Source organism: Pseudomonas sp. NPDC090201 (genome assembly GCF_044746825.1).
GTDB lineage: Bacteria > Pseudomonadota > Gammaproteobacteria > Pseudomonadales > Pseudomonadaceae > Aquipseudomonas > Aquipseudomonas putida_AD.
In genome coordinates this window covers 199,558-223,185 of the sequence record NZ_JBIVCX010000005.1, presented here as the reverse complement: position 1 = coordinate 223,185, position 23,628 = coordinate 199,558, and the positions used below count along the sequence as shown (strand labels likewise).

20 protein-coding genes and 2 pseudogenes are annotated in these 23,628 nt (G+C 63.3%); 13 read left to right on the top strand and 9 right to left on the bottom strand.

The window, feature by feature from the left end:
- Positions 1-136: 136 nt before the first annotated feature.
- The 7 genes from ACIPOO_RS17405 to gshB all read right to left on the bottom strand — a co-directional run bounded on the left by ACIPOO_RS17405 (position 137) and on the right by gshB (position 6,348).
- Positions 137-1,408, bottom strand: coding sequence for a dihydroorotase (locus ACIPOO_RS17405; RefSeq protein WP_400608699.1), 1,272 nt, complete (start codon positions 1,406-1,408; stop codon positions 137-139).
- Complete coding sequence (locus tag ACIPOO_RS17400) at positions 1,405-2,409, bottom strand: aspartate carbamoyltransferase catalytic subunit (protein ID WP_274131649.1); 1,005 nt, start codon at positions 2,407-2,409, stop codon at positions 1,405-1,407. The genes ACIPOO_RS17405 and ACIPOO_RS17400 overlap by 4 nt, the downstream gene beginning before the upstream one ends.
- 12 nt (positions 2,410-2,421) lie before the next feature.
- Positions 2,422-2,943 (bottom strand): bifunctional pyr operon transcriptional regulator/uracil phosphoribosyltransferase PyrR, encoded by a 522-nt coding sequence (gene pyrR, locus ACIPOO_RS17395; protein WP_274131647.1) that lies wholly within the window; start codon positions 2,941-2,943, stop codon positions 2,422-2,424.
- Positions 2,944-3,021: 78 nt separating this feature from the next.
- Positions 3,022-3,462 (bottom strand): Holliday junction resolvase RuvX, encoded by a 441-nt coding sequence (ruvX, locus tag ACIPOO_RS17390; RefSeq protein ID WP_274131646.1) that lies wholly within the window; start codon positions 3,460-3,462, stop codon positions 3,022-3,024.
- Complete coding sequence (locus tag ACIPOO_RS17385; protein WP_274131644.1) at positions 3,462-4,031, bottom strand: YqgE/AlgH family protein; 570 nt, start codon at positions 4,029-4,031, stop codon at positions 3,462-3,464. Before ACIPOO_RS17385 ends, ruvX begins: the two co-directional genes overlap by 1 nt.
- 219 nt (positions 4,032-4,250) lie before the next feature.
- Positions 4,251-5,153, bottom strand: a complete 903-nt coding sequence (locus ACIPOO_RS17380) for an energy transducer TonB (RefSeq protein ID WP_274131642.1) — start codon at positions 5,151-5,153, stop codon at positions 4,251-4,253.
- Between the two features lie 241 nt (positions 5,154-5,394).
- A complete protein-coding gene (gene gshB, locus ACIPOO_RS17375; RefSeq protein ID WP_274131640.1) occupies positions 5,395-6,348 on the bottom strand; it encodes a glutathione synthase in 954 nt (317 codons plus the stop codon).
- A 243-nt stretch (positions 6,349-6,591) separates the two neighbouring features.
- On the opposite strand from gshB, the gene pilG reads away from it, so the two are divergent.
- From pilG to ACIPOO_RS17325, 10 genes and pseudogenes are all read left to right on the top strand, one after another.
- The gene (pilG, locus tag ACIPOO_RS17370; RefSeq protein ID WP_274131639.1) at positions 6,592-7,002 is read left to right on the top strand and encodes a twitching motility response regulator PilG; all 411 of its coding nucleotides are present in this window, start codon (positions 6,592-6,594) and stop codon (positions 7,000-7,002) included.
- Positions 7,003-7,044: 42 nt separating this feature from the next.
- Complete coding sequence (gene pilH, locus ACIPOO_RS17365; protein WP_002551739.1) at positions 7,045-7,410, top strand: twitching motility response regulator PilH; 366 nt, start codon at positions 7,045-7,047, stop codon at positions 7,408-7,410.
- A 15-nt stretch (positions 7,411-7,425) separates the two neighbouring features.
- Positions 7,426-7,965: a chemotaxis protein CheW gene (locus ACIPOO_RS17360; RefSeq protein ID WP_400608698.1), complete on the top strand. Its 540-nt coding sequence runs from the start codon at positions 7,426-7,428 to the stop codon at positions 7,963-7,965.
- A 60-nt stretch (positions 7,966-8,025) separates the two neighbouring features.
- Positions 8,026-10,068: a methyl-accepting chemotaxis protein gene (locus ACIPOO_RS17355; protein WP_274131636.1), complete on the top strand. Its 2,043-nt coding sequence runs from the start codon at positions 8,026-8,028 to the stop codon at positions 10,066-10,068.
- A gap of 36 nt (positions 10,069-10,104) precedes the next feature.
- Positions 10,105-12,624 (top strand): annotated as a pseudogene (locus tag ACIPOO_RS17350) (Hpt domain-containing protein); the annotation flags it as partial.
- Positions 12,625-12,852: 228 nt separating this feature from the next.
- Positions 12,853-16,089, top strand: a pseudogene (locus ACIPOO_RS17345) (Hpt domain-containing protein); the annotation flags it as partial.
- A complete protein-coding gene (locus ACIPOO_RS17340; RefSeq protein WP_274131634.1) occupies positions 16,082-16,573 on the top strand; it encodes a chemotaxis protein CheW in 492 nt (163 codons plus the stop codon). The pseudogene ACIPOO_RS17345 and the gene ACIPOO_RS17340, both read left to right, overlap by 8 nt.
- A 40-nt stretch (positions 16,574-16,613) precedes the next feature.
- Positions 16,614-17,390 (top strand): AraC family transcriptional regulator, encoded by a 777-nt coding sequence (locus ACIPOO_RS17335; RefSeq protein WP_400608697.1) that lies wholly within the window; start codon positions 16,614-16,616, stop codon positions 17,388-17,390.
- Between the two features lie 305 nt (positions 17,391-17,695).
- Entirely contained in the window at positions 17,696-17,869 is a 174-nt protein-coding gene (locus ACIPOO_RS17330; RefSeq protein WP_081564875.1) for a DUF1427 family protein, read from the top strand.
- Between the two features lie 40 nt (positions 17,870-17,909).
- Positions 17,910-18,869, top strand: a complete 960-nt coding sequence (locus tag ACIPOO_RS17325) for a zinc-binding alcohol dehydrogenase family protein (RefSeq protein ID WP_400608696.1) — start codon at positions 17,910-17,912, stop codon at positions 18,867-18,869.
- A 146-nt stretch (positions 18,870-19,015) separates the two neighbouring features.
- On the opposite strand, the gene ACIPOO_RS17320 is transcribed toward ACIPOO_RS17325, so the two are convergent.
- On the bottom strand, positions 19,016-19,765 hold the full coding sequence (locus tag ACIPOO_RS17320; RefSeq protein WP_400608695.1) for a substrate-binding periplasmic protein: 750 nt from the start codon (positions 19,763-19,765) through the stop codon (positions 19,016-19,018).
- A gap of 20 nt (positions 19,766-19,785) precedes the next feature.
- On the bottom strand, positions 19,786-20,106 hold the full coding sequence (locus tag ACIPOO_RS17315; RefSeq protein WP_274131630.1) for a hypothetical protein: 321 nt from the start codon (positions 20,104-20,106) through the stop codon (positions 19,786-19,788).
- Positions 20,107-20,370: 264 nt separating this feature from the next.
- On the opposite strand from ACIPOO_RS17315, the gene ACIPOO_RS17310 reads away from it, so the two are divergent.
- The 3 genes from ACIPOO_RS17310 (at position 20,371) to ACIPOO_RS17300 (ending at position 23,515) form a co-directional block, all read left to right on the top strand.
- Positions 20,371-21,282 (top strand): LysR family transcriptional regulator, encoded by a 912-nt coding sequence (locus tag ACIPOO_RS17310; RefSeq protein WP_400608694.1) that lies wholly within the window; start codon positions 20,371-20,373, stop codon positions 21,280-21,282.
- A 104-nt stretch (positions 21,283-21,386) separates the two neighbouring features.
- Positions 21,387-22,580, top strand: a complete 1,194-nt coding sequence (locus ACIPOO_RS17305; RefSeq protein WP_400608693.1) for a CaiB/BaiF CoA transferase family protein — start codon at positions 21,387-21,389, stop codon at positions 22,578-22,580.
- A complete protein-coding gene (locus tag ACIPOO_RS17300; RefSeq protein ID WP_400608692.1) occupies positions 22,577-23,515 on the top strand; it encodes a hydroxymethylglutaryl-CoA lyase in 939 nt (312 codons plus the stop codon). The genes ACIPOO_RS17305 and ACIPOO_RS17300 overlap by 4 nt, the downstream gene beginning before the upstream one ends.
- The last annotated feature ends 113 nt before the right edge of the window (positions 23,516-23,628 follow it).

Below are 23,628 nucleotides of genomic sequence, written 5' to 3'. Positions count from 1 at the left end.
AACGACGACACTGGCCTGATCGACGCCGCCGGCTTGTAGGAGCGCGCTTGCCCGCGAAGGCGGTGTATCAGTCCATTCATGCATGGCTGACACACCGCCTTCGCGGGCAAGCGCGCTCCTACAGGGTGGAAACAGATCAACCGATATAGCTGATTCGCCCATCCACAAAGGTGTACTTCACCGCGCCCGGCAGGCAGTGGCCCAGGAACGGGCAGTTTTCGCCCTTGGACAGCCACTTCTCGCCGGCCACGGTGGACGCCGCCGGGTCGAACAGCACCAGGTCCGCCGCCGCACCCGCCGCCAGTTGCCCGGTGGGCAGGCGCAGGGCGGAGGCTGGGCCGGAGCTCAAGCGCGCCAGCAATGTCGGCAGGTCCAGCAGGCCATCTTCCACCAGGGTCATGGCCAGCGGCAGCAACAGCTCCACGCTGCTGATGCCAGGCTCGGTCGCGCCGAACGGCGCCAGCTTGGCGTCACGCTCGTGGGGCTGGTGATGGCTGGAGATCGCCTGCACCACGCCCGACTTGACCGCCTCGCGCAGCGCATCGCGGTCGGCGCGGGTGCGCAGCGGCGGTTGCACGTGATAGAGGCTGGAGAAATCGATCAGCGCCTCGTCGGTCAGGATCAACTGATACAGGGCCACATCCGCTGTCACCTTCAGGCCGCGTGCCTGGGCCTGGGCGATCAGGGCCACGCCACGGGCGCTGGTCAATTGCGTGAAGTGGGCGCGCACGCCGCTTTGCTCAACCAGCAGCAGGTCCCGGGCCAGGGCCACGGTTTCGGCGGTTTCCGGGATGCCCGGCAGGCCGAGGAAGGCTGCCGTCGGGCCGTCATGGGCCAGGCCGCCGGCGGCCAGGTCAGCGTCCTGGGAGTTGAAGATCACCGTCAGGTCGAAGGTGGCGGCGTACTCCAGCGCACGGCACAGGGTGCGGTTGCTGCCGAAGTTCTGCAGACCATTGGTGAAGGCCACGCAGCCAGCATCGCGCAGGGCGATCAGTTCAGCCAGTTGCTCGCCTTCCAGGCCCTTGCTCAGGGCGCCGATCGGGAACACCTTGCTGTGGCCAGCTTCGCGGGCGCGGTCAAGGATCAGTTCGGCAACCGCCGAGGTATCCAGAACCGGCTTGGTGCGCGGCGGGCAGCACAGGCTGGTCACGCCACCGGCCGCTGCGGCGCGGGTTTCGCTGGCAATGCTGCCTTTGCGGCTGTAGCCCGGCTCGCGCAGGGACACGTTCAGGTCGACCAGCCCGGGAGCGGCGATCAGGCCCTTGCCGTCGATGGTCTGCGAAGGGGTGGAATCGGCGGGTGCCGCGCCCAGGGCGAGGATCTTGCCGGCTTCCAGATGAATGTCGAGGACCTGATCCAGACCGCTGACCGGATCGATGACGCGAGCGCCGAGGATGCTGAACTTCACTGGGCGTTCTCCTGCTCGAACTGACGTTGTGCGGTTTGGCCGCTCATGGCCATGGACAACACGGCCATGCGCACTGCGATGCCGTAGGTCACTTGATTGAGAATCACCGAGTGGGCGCCGTCGGCCACCGCTGATTCGATTTCCACGCCCCGGTTGATCGGGCCTGGGTGCATGACGATGGCGTCAGGCTTGGCGCCGGCAAGACGTGCGGTGGTCAGGCCGAACAGGCGGTAGAACTCGCCTTCGCTGGGCAGCAGGCCGCCCGACATGCGCTCGCGCTGCAGGCGCAGCATGATGACCACGTCCACGTCTTTCAGACCCTCGGCCAGATCCGTGTAAACCTTCACTCCGTATTGCTCGACGCCAATCGGCAGCAGGGTTTTCGGCGCGACCACGCGGATGTCCGGGCAACCCAGCGCCTTGAGCGCGATCATGTTCGAGCGTGCAACCCGCGAGTGCAGGATGTCGCCGACGATGGCCACCGACAGGTTCTTGAAGTCGCCCTTGTGGCGGCGAATGGTCAGCATGTCGAGCATGCCCTGGGTCGGGTGCGCGTGGCGGCCGTCACCGCCGTTGATGATCGCCACCTGCGGGCAGACATGCTCGGCAATGAAGTGCGCCGCGCCGGAGTCGCCGTGACGCACCACGAACATGTCGGCGGCCATGGCTTCCAGGTTGCGCAGGGTATCGAACAGGGTTTCGCCCTTGCTGGTCGAAGAGGTCGACACGTTCAGGGTGATGACATCCGCCGACAGCCGTTGCGCCGCCAGTTCGAAGGTGGTGCGGGTGCGCGTCGAGTTCTCGAAGAACACGTTGCACACGGTCTTGCCGCGCAGCAGCGGGACTTTCTTCACCGCCCGGGCGCCGACTTCAAGGAAGGAGTCGGCGGTGTCGAGGATTTCGGTGAGCAGTTCGCGGGGCAAACCGTCGAGCGAGAGGAAATGTTGCAGCTGACCCTGATGGTTCAGTTGCAGCGGGCGCTTGGCGTCGAGAGGCGTCATCGCAAAGGACTCTTAAAGGGCGGCGGAATCGGTGGAGAGGTCTTGCAGTTCAAGCGTCAGCGGCGTCGGGCCGGACAGCTTGACGCGCTCGTTGGGAGACAGGTCCAGCGTGGCCCCGGTCACATTTGGACGAATCGGCAGTTCGGCGGCGTCCAGGTCCAGCAGCGACACCAGGGTCACGCTGGCCGGGCGGCCATAGTCGAACAGCTCGTTGAGCGCGGCGCGAATGGTGCGGCCACTCATCAGCACGTCATCGATCAGCACCAGGTGCTGGCCTTCGATCTCGAATGGCAGTTCGGAAGGGCGCACTTGCGGATGCAGGCCGTTCTGGCTGAAGTCGTCGCGGTAGAACGATACGTCCAGCGTGCCCAGCGGCGACTGGCTGCCCAGCGCTTCAAGCAAAGCCTGTGCGACCCACACGCCACCTGTGCGAATGCCGATGAAGCGGGGTTCGCTGATGCCGCGTTTGTTCAGGTGCGCGTTCAGATCGATCGCCATCTGGCTGATCAGTTCGGCGGGGTTGGGCAGGGTCATGGTCGCTCCTTCAAGAGCCCCGCCGCGCAGGTTGCAGACGGCAGGGCTAAAACTCAGATTCGATGCAGTGTAAGGCGCTCAGGTGTCAAAAAGTGCGCCGTTGGCTTCCAGCCAGCCTTGCAGCAACAGAGCTGCGGCGATGGCGTCCACCGGGTTGTCACGGTAAGTGCCGCGCTGACCGCCACGGGCCATGCGCTCGCCCTTGGCTTCGAAGGTGGTCAGGCGCTCGTCGTGGGTGTAGACCGGCAGGTTGAAGCGGCCATTGAGCTTGCGCGAGAACTTCTCGGCCCGTGCGCTCATTTCGCTGGGCGTGCCGTCCATGTTCAGGGGCAGGCCGACCACGATGGCGTCGGGCTTCCACTCGTTGATCAGGGCCTGGACCTTGTCCCAGTCGGGCACGCCGTTCTGAGCCTTGAGGGTGCACAGCTCGCGGGCCTGGCCGGTAATCACCTGGCCGACCGCCACGCCGATCTGTTTGGTGCCGTAGTCAAAACCCAGCAGCAGACGCAGTGCGGCCATCAGGCGTGACCCGCCTGGCTTGTGAGCAGGCTCAGGTTGATCCCCAGCTTGGCGGCGGCGGCATCCAGGCGCTGCTCGCTGTCCAGTTCGAACAGGATGGCCGGGTCAAAGGCGCAGTTCAGCCAGGCATTTGCGGCAAACTCGGCCTCCAGTTGGCCCGCATCCCAGCCGGCATAGCCCAGGGTGATCAGATTTTGATCAGGGCCGTAGCCGTCGGCGATGGAAAACAGGATGTCCTGGGAGGTCGACAGCGAGATGCCGCCCAGGTCCACCGTGGCCTGAAACACCTGGCCTGTGGGGTGCAGGACGAAGCCGCGATCCGTCTGGACGGGGCCGCCGACATGGATGGGAATGTGCTGGCAGCGCGATGGCGGCGGCAATTCCGGGCGAAGCTGCTCAAGGATGTCCGCCAGGGAGAGGCTTTGCGGTCGGTTGATGACCAGGCCCATGGCGCCATTGGCATTGTGCTCGACGATGTAGGTCAAGGTCTGGGCGAAGTTCTCATCGTGCATGTGGGGCATGGCGATCAGAAACTGATGCTTGAGGTAGGTCGCGGGTACGTTTTTCATGAGCCCTAGTGTGGCGCCGTAGGGCTGTCGTGACAACTGGCAGAACCGACCCGACGGTGGATAAATCGCGACGCGGGTCAGGTTTCATGTAGCAACACACAACCTGTAGGAGCGCGCTTGCCCGCGACCGCGATCTTTCTGGCAATTCGATGTGGGTGACACGACGCCGTCGCGGGCAAGCGCGCTCCTCCGGGTGAGTGTCGCAAAGGCGCGTGTCGGTCAGTTACTGGAAAGCTTGTCCCCGCGGGCGAATTTCCAGGTGCGGATGATTTCCAGGCGGTCGATGTCCGACAAGTCGCCGGTAAACGGCGCGAAGGGCGCGGCCAGCCGGACGATTCGCTGGGCGGCCTGGTCCAGCAAGGGCTGGCCGGAAGATTCCAGCACCAGCACTTCATAGAGAGAGCCGTCGCGGTTGATCGACACCATCATCCGCAGGCTGCCGTAGATCTGCTGGCGGCGGGCTTCCTCGGGGTAGTTGAGGTTGCCGATGCGCTCGATCTTCTTGCGCCAGTCTTCTTTATACCAGGCGCCTTTGTCGCGCATGGTCGAGGCGGCGCTCAGGCGGTGGATCTTCGGGCGCTTGGCGTAGGCCTGTTGCTCATCGGCCAGTTCGGCCTCAAGGCTTGCAATCTCGCTGTTGAGCTGGGTGCTGTCGAACGCCGGTGCAGCCTTTTTCGGCTCCTCGGGTTTGACTTCGTCCCGCTTGGCGACAGTCTTCTGCGGCGCCTGGGCCTTGGTGGCGACGGCCGTCTTCGGCGCTTCCTGCTTGACCACCGGTTTGGCGGCGGGCGGAGGCGTCACCTTGTTGATCTTGGTGTCCTGGTAGGGCGCGATCTCGGTGGTCTTGGGCACCGCCTTCTTGTCGAGAGTGCCGCTGCCCTGCTGGTTTTCCTGGGCCAGGAAGTCAGCGTCCTTGGGCTTCTTGTCGCTCTTGAAGGGCGCCAGGGTGATTTCCAGTGTCTGGCTGATCTTTTCCGGCTTCACATAGGTGAAGCCCACGCCAAGGATCAATGCCAGGTGCACGAGGGCCGCGATCATCAGGGTAAAGCCCAGACGATCAGCCGGGCGCACGGAGGTACGGGTCAGGGCCATCGGGAGATCACTGTTGACCGCAGCGTTCATCGACGCTCCGGTATCGCATGAGCCAGCATTGCAAAAAACCACCCTGGGCGAAATTCAGGCCGCGCATGATAACGCAATGTTCGTAGGGACTTTCGCTTTGATGCGTGTTGGCCGATTAATGGGCAGCCAGCCGCCACAACAACTGTAGGAGCGCGCTTGCCCGCGACCGCGGTGTGTCAGCGACATAATCGTTACTGATACGCCGTCGTCGCGGGCAAGCGCGCTCCTACAGTGTCGGGGCTCAGCGCGCCTTGAGCTTCTTCTCGATCGCATCCATCAGCAACCCGCCGATATCCGTGCCGAACGCATTGTCGATCTCGCGGATGCAGGTCGGGCTTGTGACGTTGATTTCGGTCAGGTGCTCGCCGATCACGTCCAGGCCGACGAACAGCAGGCCTTTTTCCCGCAGGGTCGGGCCGATCTCGTTGGCGATCCAGCGGTCGCGTTCGCTCAAGGGGCGGGCTTCGCCACGGCCACCGGCAGCCAGGTTGCCACGGGTCTCGCCGGCAGCCGGAATACGCGCCAGGCAATACGGCACAGGCTCGCCATCGACCATCAGGATGCGTTTGTCGCCGTCCTTGATCGCTGGCAGGTAAGCCTGGGCCATGATCTGGTGGGCGCCGTTGACGGTCAGGGTTTCGAGAATCACCGACAGGTTCGGGTCTTCGGCGCGATGGCGGAAGATCGAGGTGCCGCCCATGCCGTCCAGCGGCTTGTAGATCACATCGCCATGTTCGGCGGCAAAGGCGCGCAGGATGTCGGCGCGGCGGCTCACCAGCGTCGGCGGGGTGCAGTGCGGGAACTGGGTGGCGAAGAGCTTCTCGTTGCAGTCGCGCAGGCTCTGCGGCTTGTTGACGATCAGGGTGCCGGCGCGCTCGGCCTGTTCCAGCAGGTAGGTGGTGTAGATGAAGTCCATGTCGAACGGCGGATCCTTGCGCATCAGGATCACGTCCAGGTCATCCAGGCCGTTGTCGATTTCGGCTTCGAATTCGAACCAGTGCTCAGGGTCGGCGAAGACCTTCAAAGGCTTCATGCGGGCGCGGGCCTGGCCTGCGACCTGATACAAGTCCTGCTGCTCCATGTAGAACAGCGACCAACCGCGCGCTTGCGCTGCCAGGAGCATGGCCAGCGAGCTGTCCTTTTTATAGGAGATGCGCTCGATGGGGTCCATGACAATTCCAACGCGAACGCTCATGGGCAATATCCTCTGATCGGTAATGGCCCGGCGGGCCTGAAAATACGCGTCAGGGTGGCGCTGCGCAGCCTTGGGGTCAAGGGGCAAGAGTGGCGCATATGCTTTATGGAATGCGTCACGGGAGTGTGCTAAAAAGGCTCGTCATCCAGCGCGATGCCAGTTGTCATACAGCGATCCGAACCGAACCACGCGCCAGGCCGAAGGCCAACCCGTCTGAATCGCCTGAGCGATGGTAGAGCAGATATGGAACAGCATTCAGCCCCATTGAAAGTGATGATTATCGACGATTCGCGCACGATTCGTCGCACCGCCGAGACCCTGTTGAAGAACGCAGGCTGTGAAGTGATCACCGCGGTCGATGGTTTCGACGCGTTGGCCAAGATTGCCGATAATCACCCGAGAATCATTTTTGTCGACATCATGATGCCCAGGCTGGACGGGTATCAGACGTGTGCGTTAATCAAGAACAACCGGGCATTCAAGTCTACGCCGGTGATCATGTTGTCCTCCAAGGACGGCCTGTTCGACAAGGCCAAGGGCCGTATCGTGGGGTCTGATCAGTTTTTGACCAAGCCGTTCAGCAGGGAAGAACTGCTCAGCGCAATCAAGGCGCATGTGCCGGAGTTCGTTGCGGTAGAACAACAACTATCTTGATGCCGACCTCGTACGGGGCGGCTGTTTGTATGGGGAAGCACCATGGCTCGAATTCTGATCGTCGATGATTCGCCGACCGAAATGTACAAGCTGACCGGCATGCTGGAAAAGCACGGCCATGAAGTCCTCAAGGCTGAAAACGGTGCCGATGGCGTGGCGCTGGCCCGCCAGGAAAAACCCGACGCAGTATTGATGGACATCGTCATGCCTGGCCTCAACGGCTTCCAGGCGACCCGCCAACTGACCAAGGACGCCGACACCAACATGATCCCGGTGATCATGATCACCACCAAGGATCAGGAAACCGACAAGGTCTGGGGCAAGCGCCAGGGCGCGCGGGATTACCTGACCAAGCCTGTGGACGAAGAAACCCTGATGAAAACCCTGAACGCGGTCCTGGCAGGCTAAGGCCGGCTGGCGTTCATGGCCCAGTCGCAGACTGCCTTCGCCCTGCTGCTCGACATCGACCAGCGTTGCCGCTCGCTGGCTGCCGGCCTGCCGTTGCAGGAAACCCGGCAGCAAGGCTGGAGCGGCATCGGCTTTCGCATGGGCGAGCGCCTCTATGTGGCGCCCATGGGCGAGGTCGACGAGATCCTTCACGAACCTCGTTGCGCCACTCTTCCCGGCGTCAAGCCGTGGGTCAGGGGCATCGCCAACCTGCGCGGGCGCCTGCTGCCGGTCATGGACCTGCACGCTTACTTCGGTCACGAGCTTTCAGCGGTGCGCAAGCAGCGGCGGGTGCTGGTGATCGATCATCAGGATGTATTCGCCGGGCTGCTGGTCGATGAGGTGCTGGGTATGCAGCATTTCAACGAACGCAGCCTGATGCCGGAACTTGCCGGTGACAGCGAGCCGAACATCTCGCCCTATATCCAGGGCCGCTTCCTGCGCGAACAGGCCTGGCGGGTGTTCAGCCCAAGGGCCCTGGTGCAGTCGCCGGGGTTCATGGATGTTGCCTTGTGAATCACTCCGGCACTGCGGCTCCTGCAAAACACAACCGATCTTCGGGCGGAGCCCTGAGAAATGAGTAATACCGGCAAGTCCCTTGAAGGCGCTCGCAGCCGTTCGCTGATTATCGCGCTGTTTGTCGGCCTGATCGTGTTCATCATGCTGCTGTTCGTCAACTTCGCGTACCTGAGCACCCAGTCCAACTACGACAAGCAGTACATCGGCCATGCCGGCGAGTTGCGCGTACTGTCCCAGCGTATCGCCAAGAACGCTTCGGAAGCCGCCACCGGCAAGGCTGCGGCGTTCAAGTTGCTGGCCGATTCGCGCAACGATTTCGACACCCGCTGGCAGTACCTGAAGAAGGGCGACAAGAACACCGGGTTACCCGCCGCGCCCGCTGAAGTCACCGATGAACTGAAAGCAGTGCAGAACGACTGGGAAAATCTGCGAAAAAGCACCGATGTGATTCTTTCCCGCGAGCAGACGGTGCTGTCCCTTCACCAAGTGGCGGCGACGCTGGCCGAGACCATTCCGCAACTGCAGATCGAGTCGGAGAAGGTTGTCGATATTCTCCTGCAAAACCGCGCCCCCGCCAGCCAGGTCGCGCTGGCCCAGCGTCAATCACTGCTGGCCGAGCGCATCCTGGGGGCAGTGAACACCGTGCTGTCCGGCGATGAAACTGCGGTCCAGGCTGCCGACGCCTTTGGCCGCGACGCCACCCAATTCGGGCGTGTGCTCAATGGCATGCTCGAAGGCAACGCGACCTTGAAAATCACCCAGGTCGAGGACAAGGACGCCCGCGCACGGCTGGCCGATATCGCCGAGCTGTTCCAGTTCGTGTCGGGATCGGTAGACGAAATTCTGGAAACCTCGCCGGAATTGCTGGAAGTGCGCGAGGCGTCGAGCAATATCTTCACCCTGTCGCAGACCCTGCTCGATGAAGCCTCGGTACTGGCCAACAGCTTCGAGCACCTGGCCGGAGGCCGCGCCACCAACAGCTACGGCGGCTACATCCTGGGCCTGCTGGCGCTGGCGTCGATCATTCTCATCGGCCTGGTGATGGTGCGGGAAACCAACCGCCAGTTGCGGGAAACCGCCGAGAAAAACGAACGCAACCAGACCGCGATCATGCGCCTGCTCGATGAGATCGAAGACCTGGCCGATGGCGACCTGACGGTGGCCGCTTCGGTGACCGAGGATTTCACCGGCGCCATCGCTGATTCCATCAACTACTCCATCGACCAGTTGCGCGAGCTGGTGGCGACCATCAACCTCACCGCTGAACAGGTGTTCGGCGCGGTCAAGGACACCCAGACCACTGCGACCCAGCTGGCTGCGGCGTCCGAGCACCAGGCGTTGCAGATCGCGGCGGCGTCCAACGCGGTCAACGACATGTCCCGGTCGGTGCAGCAGGTTTCGGCCAACGCGTCTGAGTCGGTGGCGGTGGCCGAACGCTCGGTGGCGATCGCCAACAAGGGCAATGAGGTGGTGCACAACACCATCAACGGCATGGACAACATTCGCGAGCAGATTCAGGACACATCGAAGCGGATCAAACGCTTGGGTGAGTCCTCTCAGGAAATTGGCGACATTGTCAGCCTGATCGACGACATTGCCGACCAGACCAATATCCTGGCCTTGAACGCCGCGATCCAGGCATCCATGGCCGGTGATGCCGGTCGCGGCTTTGCCGTGGTGGCGGACGAGGTGCAGCGGCTGGCCGAACGTTCGTCCTCGGCCACCAAGCAGATCGAAACCCTGGTGCGTGCGATTCAAAATGACACCAACGAAGCGGTAATCTCCATGGAGCAGACCACCACCGAAGTGGTGCGTGGCGCGCGATTGGCGCAGGATGCAGGGGTGGCGCTGGAGGAAATCGAAGGGGTTTCCAAAGTGCTGGCGGCGCTGGTCGAAAGCATCACCAATGCCGCCCAGCAGCAGGTGGCGCTGGGTCGGCAGATTTCCTCGACCATGACCGTCATCCAGGAGACCACCACCCAGACCACCTCCGGCACGGCCGCCACGGCAAAAAGCATGGGCAACCTTGCGAAAATGGCCAGCGAGATGCGCCGCACGGTGTCCGGTTTCACGCTGCCGGCCTCGCGGGATCAGCATTGATCGTCACGCCGTACCATTTGGGCAACTGGAGCCAGCATGGCTGACCGTCACGACTACGTGGCCCTGGAGTGGGTCAAGGGCGAAATAGCCGAAACCCTCAAGCACGCCCGGCAGGCGCTGGACGCCTTTGTCGCGCGCCCCCATGACCCGTCGAGCCTGGAAGTCTGCCTGGACTTCATCCATCAGGTGCACGGCAGCCTGCAGATCATCGAGTTCTACGGCGCGGCCCTGTTCGCCGAGGAAATCGAGCAACTGGCGCTCGCCCTGCAACAAGGCCACGTGGCCCAGGAAGCCGAGGCCGTGCAGTTGCTCAACCAGGCCATGAGCCAGTTGCCGGTGTACCTGGACCGCGTGCATTCGGCCCGCCGTGACCTGCCGCTGGTGGTGCTGCCCTTGCTCAACGACCTGCGCAGCGCCCGTGGCGAGAGCCTGCTCACCGAAACCAGCCTGTTTGCCCCGCAACTCCTGTCGATTCCGGAACTGGGCGCCGATGCCCTGGCCGAGCGCGACAGCCCCGAGTTGCCTGCCAAACTGCGAAAATTGCGACACACCCTGCAAACTGCGCTGGTCGGGCTGCTGCGCGAGCAGGATGTGCAGACCCAGCTCGGTTACATGAGTAAAGTCTTCACCCGCCTCGAAACGCTGTGCAAGGGCGCGCCGCTCGAACCGTTGTGGCGCATCGCTTCGGCACTGTCCGAGACCATGGCCGACGGCAACTTCACCAACAGTCCGGCGCTGCGAAGTCTGTTCAAGGATGCCGACAAGGAACTCAAGCGCCTGCTGGAACAGGGCATTGCCGGCATCAACCAGCCGGCGCCGGACGAACTGCTGAAAAGCCTGCTGTTTTACATCGCAAAGTCAGACAGCCAGGCCCAGAGGATGATTGATTTGAAGGACGACTACGGGCTCGCCGAAGCCTTGCCGGAAAGCGCGCTGGTCGATGAAGAGCGCGCACGCATGGCTGGGCCGGACCGCGATGCGATGCGCTCGGTCATCATCGCCCTGTGCGACGAACTGGTGCGCACCAAGGAACGGCTCGACGTCTTCGTGCGCGGCGATCGCCAGCACGTCAGCGAACTCAACAGCCTGTTGCCGCCGCTGCGACAGATCGCCGACACCCTGGCGGTGCTGGGTTTCGGCCAGCCGCGCAAGGTCATCATCGATCAACTGACCGTGGTCCAGGGCATGGCTCAAGGGCAGCGCGAGCCCAGCGATCCGACACTGATGGACGTCGCCGGGGCCTTGCTCTACGTCGAGGCCACACTGGCTGGCATGGCCGGGACGGTGGATCAGAGCAGCCCGGAAGAAAGCCGGTTGCCCACCACCGACCTGAGCCAGATTCACCAGTTGGTGATCAAGGAAGCGCGGGTCGTGTTGCAACAGGCCAAGGACGTGATCGACGATTACTTCGATGGTGGCCTTAACCGCGAGCGTCTGGCGCCGTTGTCTGCGCAACTGATTCAGGTGCGTGGCGCGCTGGCGATGATTCCCCTGGCCCGCGCCTCCAGCCTGCTGGCGGCGTGCAACGAGTACATCGTCACCCATTTGCTGGGCAGCGAGCAGAAGCCTGCGGTTTCCCAGCTGGATCATCTGGCCGATGTCATCATCGGCATCGAGTATTACCTCGAACGCATGGCCGAGGATCCGGAAGCGCCGGGCGAGCATGTGCTGGACCTGGCCCAGGAAAGCCTTGCCCGGCTGGGTTATTCGCCGGCCGCCGAAGCCGTCGAAGTGCCAGTGCTTGAACAGGTCATCAGCGACGACGAGTTGAACGAACTGCATGACCGCCAGGCGCTGGTCAGCCCGAGCAAGAGCCTCGCCGAGGTGCTGGCCAGCCCCTTGTCGAAGGTCAACCCGCCGGCCCGGCACGTGCCCGCCAGCCTGCTGCCGCCGCCCAAGGACGAGCCGCCGGTGGGCGACGAGCTGCGCGACGTCTTCCTTGAAGAAGCAGACGAGGTGCTCGAAGCGCTGCACGAATACCTGCCGCGCTGGCTGGCCGATGGCGAAAATTCCTCTGCCTTGAGTGAAATCCGCCGTGCATTCCACACCCTCAAGGGCAGTGGGCGCATGGTGCGGGCCCTGGTGCTGAGCGAGCTTTCCTGGGCGGTGGAAAACCTGCTCAACCGCGTGCTGGAACGCAGCGTCACGCCGGATGAACAGGTCCGGCAACTGCTGACAGACGTTCAAACCCTGTTGCCGGACGTGATCCGCGACTTTGCCGAAGACGTCCAGCGCCAGCGCGACGACGTTGACCTGCTGGCCGCTCGCGCTCACGCGCTGGCCCAGGGCGAACGGGTCGAGCCTGAGCCGGTGGCCACCAGGACAACTCCAGAGCCGAAAGACGAAGGCTTCGATCCGCAATTGCTGGAAATCTTCCGCCAGGAAGCCCAGACCCACCTCGACACCTTCACCCGCTATCTGGACATGAGCGAGGGCGACGAATCGCCCATTTTCAGCGACGAACTGCTGCGTGCGCTGCACACCCTCAAAGGCAGCGCCTACATGGCCGGCGTGCTGCCGATGGCAGAGCTGGCAACGCCGCTGGACACGCTGGTGCGCGAGTACAAGACCAACCAGATCGCCGTCGGCGCGCCGGAACTTGAGTTGTTGCGCCAGGCACCGCCATTGTTTTACCAAGGCCTGGCACAGCTGAGAATCGACCCGCTGATGCCGATCGAAGGGGCTTCGACGCTCATTTCTGACGCTCAAGCGTTGCTGGCGGCGCGCATGGCCGATGTCCTGAATGACGACAAGAACGGCCTGCGCAGTCGTCGCAATCCGCAATTACTGGCAAGTTTTCTGGCCGAAGGCATGGACATCCTGCTGGACGCCGAAAGCCTGCTCAAACGCTGGCGGCAACACCCCGGCGAGCGCCAGGAACTCAACGCACTGCTCGACGAGCTGACCATGCTCGGTCACGGTGCGCACATGGCCGATCTGCCTCAGGTGGACGAACTGTGCGAGGCGCTGCTGGACCTGTACGGCGCGGTGGAAGAGAGCAGCCTTGCGGTCAGCGAGCGGTTTTTCCATGAGGCGGAAAATGCCCATGAAGAACTGATCAACATGCTCGACCAGGTAGCGGCCGGGCAGCAGGTGCAGCCTTGTCCGCAGCGTGTGCAGGCGCTGCGCGATCTGCTGGAAGAAGGGCTGGACCCCGATGCCATGGGCGTCATCAAGGGCGATGGCGGCCTGGCGACTGAGGTCACCGAACTGAGTCAGGCCACCGACAGCCTCGCGAGCACGCAAGCGCCTCAGGATGGGCTGGATCAGGAAATCGTCGACATCTTCCTCGAAGAGGCCGTCGACATCCTCGAAGGCGCGGGCCAGGCCCTGCAACGCTGGCTGGCCGACCCGGACAATCCGTTGCCGCTGTCTTCCCTGCAACGCGACCTGCACACCCTCAAGGGCGGCGCGCGGATGGCGGAAATCGGGCCGGTGGCCGATCTGGGCCACGAGCTGGAATCCCTCTACGAAGCGCTGACCGACAAGCGTTGCAGCTATTCGTCCCGGTTGGCCGACCTGCTGGTGGATAGCCACGACGCGTTGGCGCTGATGCTCGAACAGTTGCAGAACCGGGCGCAACTGGCTGACCCGGAAGCGCTGATCGCGGCGATTCGCGAGTTTCGCCAGAACAACTGTTATGTGCTGCCCCAGGAAGGCGAAGCGCGCAACGTCGGGTCGATGATCCAGCCGCTGGATGAGCGCGATCCCGAGTTGCTGGAAATCTTCCTCGAAGAAGCCGACGACATCATCGAAAGCTCCAGTGCCGCGCTGGTGCGCTGGCAGGCCGACCCGCAGAACACCGTCGAAGTGGAGAACCTGCTGCGCGACCTGCACACCCTCAAGGGTGGCGCGCGGATGGTCGAGATTGCGCCCATCGGTGACCTGGCCCACGAGCTTGAGTCGCTGTACGAGGGTCTTTCGAGCGGGTCGCTGAAGAACAGTGCCTTGCTCAACGGCCTTCTGCAAAGCGGCCACGACATGCTCGCCGACATGGTCGATGCGGTGCGCGGCTACGAGCCGTTGCCCAACCCCGCGTTGCTGATCGACAGCATTTCCCACTACTCGTCCTCGGGTGCAATTCAGGAGGTTGTCAGCAAACCCGCTGAAGAGCCGCTGGCCGTGGCGCCGCCTGTTTCCGAGCCTGCAACGCCTGCGGCAGATCCCGATGCCGAGCGCCCCGGGCCTGAAATGGTCAAGGTGCCTGCCGAAGATCTGGAAGACCTGGTCAACCTGGCCGGGGAAACCTCGATCTTTCGCGGGCGCATCGAACAGCAGGTCAGCGACGCACAGGTGACCCTGGCCGAGATGGAAACCACCATCGAACGGATGCGCGACCAACTGCGGCGTCTGGACATGGAAACTCAGGGCCGGATTCTCAGCCGCGACCGGCAGGCCGAGCAGATGGGCTATGAAGAATTCGACCCGCTGGAGATGGATCGCCATTCCCAGCTCCAGCAGCTGTCCCGGGCGCTGTTCGAGTCCGCCTCGGACCTGATGGACCTCAAGGAAACCCTCGACACCCGCGCCCACGAAGCTGAAACCCTGTTGCAGCAACAGGCGCGGGTGAACACCCAGCTTCAGGAAAACCTGATGCGCACGCGCATGGTGCCGTTCGAGCGAATGGTGCCGCGCTTGCGCCGGATCGTGCGGCAGGTGTCGAACGAGCTGAACAAGAAAGTCCGCTTCGATGTGATCAACGCCGAAGGCGAGATGGATCGCAACGTGCTGGAGCGCATGGTCGCGCCGCTGGAGCACATGCTGCGCAACGCCATCGACCACGGCCTTGAAACCGGCGAAAAACGCCAGGCCAAGGGCAAGCCGGAAACCGGCCACATCACCCTGAGCCTGGCCCACGAAGGCGGTGACATCGTCATCGAGATGAGCGACGACGGCGCGGGGGTCGACTTCGAAGCCGTGCGGCGCAAGGCGATCAAGCGTGGCCTGATCAGCCCGGATGCCGAACTGAGCGAGCACGACACCTTGCAGTTCATCCTGCAGGCGGGGTTTTCCACCGCTGAAACCATCACCCAGATTTCCGGGCGTGGCGTGGGGATGGACGTGGTGCACGCCGAGGTCAAGGAACTGGGCGGCTCGATGGTCATCGATTCGAAGTCGGGGCAGGGCGCGCGTTTCCGCATTCGCCTGCCGTTCTCGGTTTCGGTCAATCGCGCATTGATGGTGCAATGCGGTGAAGAGCAGTACGCCGTGCCGCTGAACAGCATCGAAGGCATCGTGCGGGTTTTGCCCAGCGAGCTGGAGGCCTATTACCAGTCGGCGCCGCCCCGTTATCAATACGGCGAGCGCAGCTATGAATTGCGTTACCTGGGCGAACTGCTGAACAACGGCCAGCCGCCCCGACTGATCGGCCAGACCCAACCGCTGCCGGTGCTGCTGGTGCATGTGCATGACCAGTGGGTGGCGGTGCAGGTGGATGCGCTGGCGGGCTCGCGGGAAATCGTGGTGAAGAATCTCGGGGCGCAGTTCGCGACGGTGCCGGGTGTGTCCGGCGCGACGATCCTGGGTGATGGCCGGGTGGTGCTGATTCTCGACCTGTTCGCCCATATTCGCCGCTTCCATTCGCGATTGCTGGCGCTGCACGTTTCCGGGCAGACGCCGACGCCCTATGTCGAAGCTGAACAGGCGCGGCCTTTGCTGGTGATGGTGGTGGATGACTCGGTCACGGTGCGTAAGGTCACCGGGCGTTTGCTGGAGCGCAACGGCATGAACGTGGTGACCGCCAAGGACGGGGTCGATGCCATGGCCCTGCTGCAGGAACACACACCGGACGTCATGCTGCTGGACATCGAAATGCCGCGCATGGACGGTTTCGAGGTCGCCAGCAAGGTCCGCGCGGACGAATCGCTCAAGCACCTGCCGATCATCATGATCACTTCGCGCTCCGGCCAGAAGCACCGTGATCGCGCCATGGCGCTCGGCGTGAACGACTACATGAGCAAGCCTTATCAAGAGGCGGCGTTGCTTGAGAGCATCGCCCACTGGAGCCAGGTCCATGTCTGACGGCACCACCCAGGCCGCTCGCCTGACCAGTCTTACCGGCTTGCTCATTCCCTTGAGCGACCGCAGTCTGCTGCTGCCCAACGTGGCCGTGGCCGAGCTGATCGACTATCAGGACAGCATCGCCGACCCTGCCGCGCCCCAGTGGTACCTGGGGCCGATCAACTGGCGCAACCGCAGCCTGCCGCTGCTGAGCTTCGAAGCCGCGTGCGGCAGCCGCGCCCGTGTGGGTGGCCGTGCACGGATCGTCGTCCTCAATGCACTGGGCGGGCGGCCGGACCTCAAGTTCATCGCGCTGCTGACCCAGGGCATCCCGCGCTCGTGCAAGCTCGACAATCAGTTGAGTTACGTCGATGTGCCGCTCAGCGAGCTTGAACTGGCGGCGGTGCAAGTCGGGGATACCGTCGCGAAGGTGCCGGACCTGGTAGCGCTGGAGCAGCGGTTGGTGGATGCCGGGCTGGTGCAGGTGGCGGGGCTGGGGATCTAGCCGCTAACATTGCGTCTTTAGATTCGTACCGGTCACCATCATGGCCATCGCCGCCCCGCCCGATCTCACTGACACCGCCGTTCCCGTGCAACGGGTCTCGCGTACTTACCCTCGTGGCCTGTACATCGAGCCCCATGAGCATGAATGGGGGCAGGTCCTGTATGCGATGTCAGGCGTGATGTGGGTCGAGACGCCCAGTGAAGCACTGGTCGTGCCTCCCCAGCGCGCGGTGTGGTTGCCGCCGGGTGTGCCCCACGGGATCCGCGTGGTTTCGGACCTTGAGATGCGCAATATCTACCTGCGCCCGGCGCTTGCGCAGACCCTGGAGCCGACGGTTCAGGTGCTGGAGGTGGCGCGTCTGCTGCGCGAGTTGATCGTCAATCTGGTGGCTGAAGAGGACAAGGATTCTGCCTACTACGAGGCGCTGGTCAATCTGGCGCTGCTGGAGCTTAAGCGCGCCCGACGTTCACTGCTCAAGGTGCCGATGCCTGACGAGAGCGACCGGCGGCTGATGAATGTCTGTCAGGCGGTGATGATCGAGCCTTCCATCGATGTGTCGTTCGAGCAGCATGCCGAGAACGCCGGGGCCAGCGTGCGGACCTTGTCGCGGCTGTTTCAGGGCGTGCTGGGCATGGGCTTCGCCGAGTGGCGCAGGCAGGTGCAACTGGCTACTGCGGTGGCCGAGATCATTCAGGGCGTTCCGGTCAGCACCATCGCCCGCTCCATGGGCTACTCGCCCAGCAGTTTCAGCGACATGTTCCGCCGCGAGCTGGGAATGGCGCCGACGCAATACCCCGTTACCCTGGATACCCCGTAGCCGGACTGCTACGGCCTTGTAGGAGCGCGCTTGCCCGCGAAGAGGCCGGTACATCCGAAACATATCCATCACCTGCCCCGGCCAATCGCGGGCGAGCCCGCTCCCACAGGGTTGGTGGTGTGCCTGTGAATTGCATCCATCCCCCGTAGCAGTCCGGCTTGCCGGCGTCGGCGTCCTCAAGATCGCCCCGCCGGCAAGCCGGACTGCTACGGGGCGGGTCTGTCCGAAATTCAGAAGCACTTGGCCGGTACGGTGCGCTGGCTCTGCATACACTCTGGTCATCGCCTTTGGCACCGGAGTTCATCATGAGCTACATCATTTCCCTCGCAATCGGCATTGCCGTCGGCCTGCTCTACGGCGCGCTGGATTTCCGTTCACCGGCGCCGCCCCTGGTCGCGCTGGTGGGATTGCTGGGCATGCAGGCGGGCGAAAAGCTCTGGCCCATGGGCCGGCAGCTGGTTGCCAACCTGATTTCCTGACGCGAACCGCGAACCGTTTTTCTCTTCGGATGTGAACACCATGAAAGCACTGCAATTTTCCCGAACTGGCGATCTGGCTGCACTGGAAGTCGTCGATCTGCCCAAGCCGATCCCCGCCGAAGGCGAGGTCCTGGTGCAGATCAAGGCGGCGGGCCTGAACCCCAGCGACGTGAAAAACGTACTGGGGCGTTTCCCCTACACCACGCTGCCCCGCGTACCCGGCCGGGATTTCGCTGGCGTTGTGGTAGACGGCCCACAGGAACTGATCGGCAAGGAAGTCTGGGGCACGGGCAACCAGATCGGTTTCTCCCGCAACGGCTCCCATGCCGGTTACATCACCCTGTCGGCCAAGGGCGTGGCGCTCAAGCCCAAGTCCCTGAGCTTCGTGCAGGCCGCCAGCCTGGGTGTGCCTTACACCACGGCCTGGGATGCGCTGGAGCGCAGCGGCGTGAATGCCGATACGCGCCTGCTGGTCATAGGTGCCAACGGCGCGGTCGGCAGCGCGGCCATCGCCCTGGCCAAAGTGCGCGGGGCCAAGGTACTGGCGGCGGTGCGCCGTCCGGAGCAGGTCGCGGCGCTTCAAGAGCAGGGCTTCGAGGCCATTCTGCTGGGCAAGCCTGAAGAGCTGTCGGCCCAGGTCAGCGAGGTGTTCGCCGGCGGCGCAGACGTGATCTTCGACACCACCGGTTTCTGGCTGCCGCCATCGGTGCAGGCGCTGGCGCCTTTCGGCCGTATCGCGATCATCGCCGCGCCCGTGGATGGTCATGTGCAGTTGCCGGCGCTGGCGCTGTATCGCAAGGGTGGCTCGGTGGTGGGGATCAACTCGCTGCTGTACAGCGTCGAAGCCTGTGCGCGGATGCTGGAGCAGTTCGGCGCGCTGTTCGACGAGGGTTCGTTGCCGCTGCCGACAGGTTTGGTCGAGGTCTCGCTGCAGCATGGGCTGGCGAGTTATGCAGAGGTGAATCAGGGCAGCACGGACAAGGTGATTCTGCTTCCTTGATCGACATGAACGGCGCGGGCGTCCTCGTCGAATCACATACCTGTAGGAGTGAGCTTGCTCGCGATGGCGTCTGTTCTGACACCCCTGGGTGACTGGTCTGACGCTGTCGCGGGCAAGCGCGCTCCTACAGCGACCGGGTGCGCTGTTCAGCGCACCGGCAAGCCTTTCGTGTACTGCGCTTCGACCCTGTCTATCGTCCCGTCTTTCTCCAGCGTATCAATCGCGGCCCTGAGCCGGCTGACCATCTGCGGATCGCAATCCTTCGAACACGCCAGATACAGGTTGGCAGTCATCACCACGCGGCTCATGACCAGCGGGCGATCAGTCAGCTGTTGCCAGATGTAACGGCTCTCCGGCACCCCGTTGAACCACGCATCGACCCTTCCCTTGAGCAGCATCTGCGCAGGGTTCTCGCCGATTTTCAGGGGATAGATCTGCGAGTCGGCGAAGCCTTCCTCGCGCAACCGGGTTTCCTGCGCGGTGCCGATGCCCACCGCGATCAGCCTGAAAATCTTCCTGGCCTCGTCGAAGCTCTCCACCCGACGATCCAGGCTGAAAAAGGCTCGGTCCATCGTCAGAATCGGCGCGATCCAGGTGTAGTTGGCTTCCCGGCTCTGATTGCGGGTCAGCGGGGCGATCAGCAGGTCCTTGCCCTGGCTGACTTCCCGTTGCGCGCGGGGCCAGGGAGGTGAAAGCGTATTGGCCGAGTACCCTGCCGATGCCATGGCTTTAAGGGCGATATCGCCGACGATGCCATGTTGATCGCCCACGGTCAGCATGGTCAGGGGAGGGGCTTCGGGGACGTACAGGTCAACCGATGGCGCGGCACAGGTAATCGACGACCACGCCAGGAGCGCCCGAATCGCGACGCGGGTACAGCAGGAAATCCGTTTCATGGCAGCCAGGCAAAGTGGTATCAGGTCTTGTTGTGTTCATTAGTGTAGCGCCCGCTCATTTCCCAGCCGCATTCAAGCAGCATGTCGATCCAGTCCTCGTAGGAATCATCGACATCGAGCAGGTTCATGAACTGATCCTCGATATGGCAGCGGAACGTCTGTTCCTCGACGTTCCACTCCACATCGCGGATGCGCCAGGCGCGCTGGTCCGGCAACTGAATGTTCAGGCCGTGGAACGGGACGAACGGCAACTCGACCTCATACAGAAGCTTGGACCACTCTGAGGAGATCTCGGGGGTCTGGTGGGTCCAGACATATTTGATCAATCGGACGTTATGCACGGTAGGGCCTTCTCTCGTGTTGCGGGTTGCGGGTCGGATCGCCGGCTCAAGATGGCGAAACCCCGTCAGACATGCCTATACGTTACTCGATGGTGACGTGCTCGGGGAGGGGGCGTGGCCCCCAATCTGTCGGCATCGCTGCAAACACAGGCGATGCGCGCTGCCCAAGACTCAGACAAGCCTGCCTTGCAAGGTTCCCTGCGACGGTTTGCGTGTATTCTTGGCCCCGCGTTGTCAGCCAGCTTCGTCATCGAGAGTGCCTGCATGCTGCACAAAAACCTCATTCGCCGCCTCGACCTGATTACCCTGAAACTCTTCGTTGCGGTGTATGAAGAAGGCACGCTCACCCGCGCCGCAGCCCGCGAGGCCATTGCCGTGTCGGCGGCGAGCAAGCGCCTGATGGAGCTGGAAGAGGTGTTGGGCATCGGCCTGTTCCTGCGCAACGCCAAGGGCATGACCCTGACGGCTGCCGGCGAGACGCTGCTGCACCACGCCCGGCGCATGCTCTCGGACCTGGAGAAAATGGGGCTTGAGCTCGATGAGCACTTGCAAGGCATGCGCGGCTATGTGCGCATGCTGGCGAACCTGTCGGCGATCATCCAGTTTCTCCCCGAAGACCTGCACGATTTCACCACCCACCACGAACGGGTCAAGGTTGACCTCGAAGAGCGGCCCAGCACCGGCGTGGTCCAGGGCCTGATCGACGGCGTGGCCGACATCGGCATCTGTTCCGAAGACACCGACGTGCAAGGCCTGTACAGCGTGCCCTACCGCCGGGACCAACTGGTGGTGGTGATGCGGGCCGACCATGCGCTGGCGAGCCTGAAACAGGTGGCTTTCGAAGACACCCTGGGCAGCGACTACATCGGCCTGCACGCCGCCAGCTCGATCAACATGCGCACTCATACCGCCGCCCGATCCCACGGCAGGCCGTTGCGCGTGCGTATCCATGTGCCGGGGTTCGACGCCATGTGCCGGATGGTCCAGGCCAACATGGGCATCGGCGTGCTGCCCCGCAAGGCGTTCGAATTGCTGGGCGTGCCACTGGGCCTGACGGCCGTGTCCCTGAGCGACTCGTGGGCGCAGCGCACGTTGATTCTAGTGGTGCGGGACAAGGATGCGCTTTCTCCGGTCAGCACCCTGCTGTTCGAGCATCTCCAGCGCCACGCGACCTAGCGTTCGCGTTTCGCGAACGACACTTGCCAACAAACGGTTGGATTTGCCGAACGCCGGTCCTCTAGTCTTGGTTCAAATTCCAAGAAACACTTGAGGTATCCGCTATGACAGGCCCCCTGAACGGTGTGCGCGTGATTGAAATCGGCACACTGATCGCCGCGCCCTTCGCTGCACGCCTGATGGGCGAGTTCGGCGCCGAGGTGATCAAGATCGAGTCGATGGGGCAGGGCGATCCCCTTCGTAAATGGCGAAAGCTGCATGAAGGCACTTCGCTGTGGTGGTACCTGCAGTCGCGCAACAAGAAATCTCTTTCGCTGAACCTCAAGTCACCTGAAGGCATCGCCATCGTCAAACGCTTGGCCGAGAGCGCTGACGTGCTGATCGAAAACCTGCGTCCGGGCGCTCTTGAAAAGCTGGGCCTGGGCTGGGATGTCCTGCATGCCCTGAATCCAAAACTGACGCTGGTGCGTATCTCCGGCTACGGCCAGTCCGGCCCTTATCGCGACCGTCCCGGCTTTGGCGCCATCGGCGAGGCCATGGGCGGCATTCGCTACACCACCGGCACTCCCGGTTCGCCACCGGCGCGCGTGGGCGTCAGCCTGGGTGACTCGCTGGCGTCGATGCACGCCGTGATGGGCGCGCTGATGTCGCTGCTGCGGGTGAAGACCGGGCAGGGCGATGGGCAGATCGTCGATGTGTCACTGGTCGAGAGCGTGTTCAACCTGATGGAAAGCCTGGTGCCGGAGTACGACATGCTCGGCCACGTTCGCGAGCGCACCGGTGGCGCCCTGCCGGGCATCGCGCCGTCCAACACCTACCCGACCAGCGATGGTGCCTATGTGGTGATCGCCGGCAACAGCGACCCGATCTTCAAGCGCCTGATGCACGCCATCGGCCGCCCTGACCTGGCCGAAGCGCCGGAATTCGCGCAGAACGATGGCCGCGCCGCGCAGAGCGACATGCTCGATGCCGCCATCAGCGCCTGGTCGTCCAGCCTGCCGATCGATGAAGTGCTGCAGGTGCTGGAGCAGGCCGAAGTGCCGTCCGGACGTATCTATAACGTGGCCGACATCGTGGCGGACCCGCACTATCAGGCCCGCGAGATGATTCTGGATGCGCAGCTGCCGGGCGGCGCCAGCGTCAAGATGCCGGGCATCGTACCCAAACTCTCCGAGACGCCGGGCTCGGTGAACTGGCAAGGGCCCGCACTGGGCCAGCACACCGACAGCGTACTGGGCGATCTGGGGCTGACCGGCGCCGATATCGCGCAACTCAAATCCCAAGGGGTGGTGCAATGATTACCGATTTTTCCGAACGCCTGATCGTTCAGGAAGTTTCCCCCAGAGACGGCTTGCAGATCGAGCCGACCTGGGTCGAGACCGCTGACAAGATCGCGTTGATCGATGAGCTTTCTCTGGCCGGTTTCAGCCGCATCGAGGCCGGTTCTTTTGTTTCGCCCAAGGCCATCCCGGCCCTGCGCGACGGTGACGAAGTGTTTCGTGGCATCCGTCGCCATCCGGGCGTGATCTACGTGGCGCTGATTCCCAACCTGCGCGGCGCGCAGCGGGCCATCGAGGCCGCTGCAGACGAACTGAACCTGGTGATGTCGGCCAGCCAGACTCATAACCTGGCGAACATGCGCATGCGTTGCGAGCAGTCGCTGGCGGCCTTTGCCGATGTGGTGTCGTTTGCGGCGGGCTCGTCGGTCAGCCTCAACGGTTCGATTGCCACCACCTTCGGCTGCCCCTTCGAAGGCAAGATCGACGAAGACCGCGTGCTGCAGATCGTCGATGCGTATCTGGAGCTGGGTATGCAGGGCATTTCCCTGGCTGACACCACCGGCATGGCCAACCCGCGTCAGGTCCATCGCCTGGTGCAGCGCGTGCTGACGCGCATTCCGGCCTCGGCACTGACCCTGCATTTCCACAACACCCGAGGCCTTGGGCTGAGCAACGTGCTGGCCGCTTATGAGGCCGGTGCGCGGCGTTTCGATGCGTCGCTGGGCGGCCTGGGTGGCTGTCCGTTCGCGCCGGGGGCTTCGGGGAATATCTGCACCGAGGATCTGGTGAACATGTGCGAGGAGATGGGCATCGAGACCGGCATCGACCTGCCGCACCTGTTGAAGATGTCCCGGCGCCTGCCAGCGCTGCTGGGCCATGCAATGCCGGGGCAAGTGGCCAAGGCCGGGCGCAACTGCGACCTGCATCCCACCCCCGAGAATCTGCCTGCCTGACTCAGGGTGACCGTTTGATCCTGTAGAAGCGCTTGCCCGCGATGAAATTTGTCAGACGCTGCGATGTTGACTGACACGCTGCAATCGCGGGCAAGCGCGCTCCTACAAAAATG

Bases quoted from the DNA above. Each gene is read 5' to 3' on its own strand.
- ACIPOO_RS17380 (WP_274131642.1), bottom strand. From the start codon at position 5,153: ATGAACGCTGCGGTCAACAGTGATCTCCCGATGGCCCTGACCCGTACC.
- ruvX (WP_274131646.1), bottom strand. From the start codon at position 3,462: ATGGCCGCACTGCGTCTGCTGCTGGGTTTTGACTACGGCACCAAACAG.
- ACIPOO_RS17310 (WP_400608694.1), top strand. From the start codon at position 20,371: ATGCTGCACAAAAACCTCATTCGCCGCCTCGACCTGATTACCCTGAAA.
- ACIPOO_RS17335 (WP_400608697.1), top strand. From the start codon at position 16,614: ATGGCCATCGCCGCCCCGCCCGATCTCACTGACACCGCCGTTCCCGTG.
- ACIPOO_RS17305 (WP_400608693.1), top strand. From the start codon at position 21,387: ATGACAGGCCCCCTGAACGGTGTGCGCGTGATTGAAATCGGCACACTG.
- ACIPOO_RS17385 (WP_274131644.1), bottom strand. From the start codon at position 4,031: ATGAAAAACGTACCCGCGACCTACCTCAAGCATCAGTTTCTGATCGCC.
- ACIPOO_RS17340 (WP_274131634.1), top strand. From the start codon at position 16,082: ATGTCTGACGGCACCACCCAGGCCGCTCGCCTGACCAGTCTTACCGGC.
- ACIPOO_RS17320 (WP_400608695.1), bottom strand. From the start codon at position 19,765: ATGAAACGGATTTCCTGCTGTACCCGCGTCGCGATTCGGGCGCTCCTG.
- gshB (WP_274131640.1), bottom strand. From the start codon at position 6,348: ATGAGCGTTCGCGTTGGAATTGTCATGGACCCCATCGAGCGCATCTCC.
- ACIPOO_RS17300 (WP_400608692.1), top strand. From the start codon at position 22,577: ATGATTACCGATTTTTCCGAACGCCTGATCGTTCAGGAAGTTTCCCCC.
- pilH (WP_002551739.1), top strand. From the start codon at position 7,045: ATGGCTCGAATTCTGATCGTCGATGATTCGCCGACCGAAATGTACAAG.
- ACIPOO_RS17330 (WP_081564875.1), top strand. From the start codon at position 17,696: ATGAGCTACATCATTTCCCTCGCAATCGGCATTGCCGTCGGCCTGCTC.
- pyrR (WP_274131647.1), bottom strand. From the start codon at position 2,943: ATGACCCTGCCCAACCCCGCCGAACTGATCAGCCAGATGGCGATCGAT.
- ACIPOO_RS17400 (WP_274131649.1), bottom strand. From the start codon at position 2,409: ATGACGCCTCTCGACGCCAAGCGCCCGCTGCAACTGAACCATCAGGGT.
- pilG (WP_274131639.1), top strand. From the start codon at position 6,592: ATGGAACAGCATTCAGCCCCATTGAAAGTGATGATTATCGACGATTCG.
- ACIPOO_RS17360 (WP_400608698.1), top strand. From the start codon at position 7,426: ATGGCCCAGTCGCAGACTGCCTTCGCCCTGCTGCTCGACATCGACCAG.
- ACIPOO_RS17325 (WP_400608696.1), top strand. From the start codon at position 17,910: ATGAAAGCACTGCAATTTTCCCGAACTGGCGATCTGGCTGCACTGGAA.
- ACIPOO_RS17355 (WP_274131636.1), top strand. From the start codon at position 8,026: ATGAGTAATACCGGCAAGTCCCTTGAAGGCGCTCGCAGCCGTTCGCTG.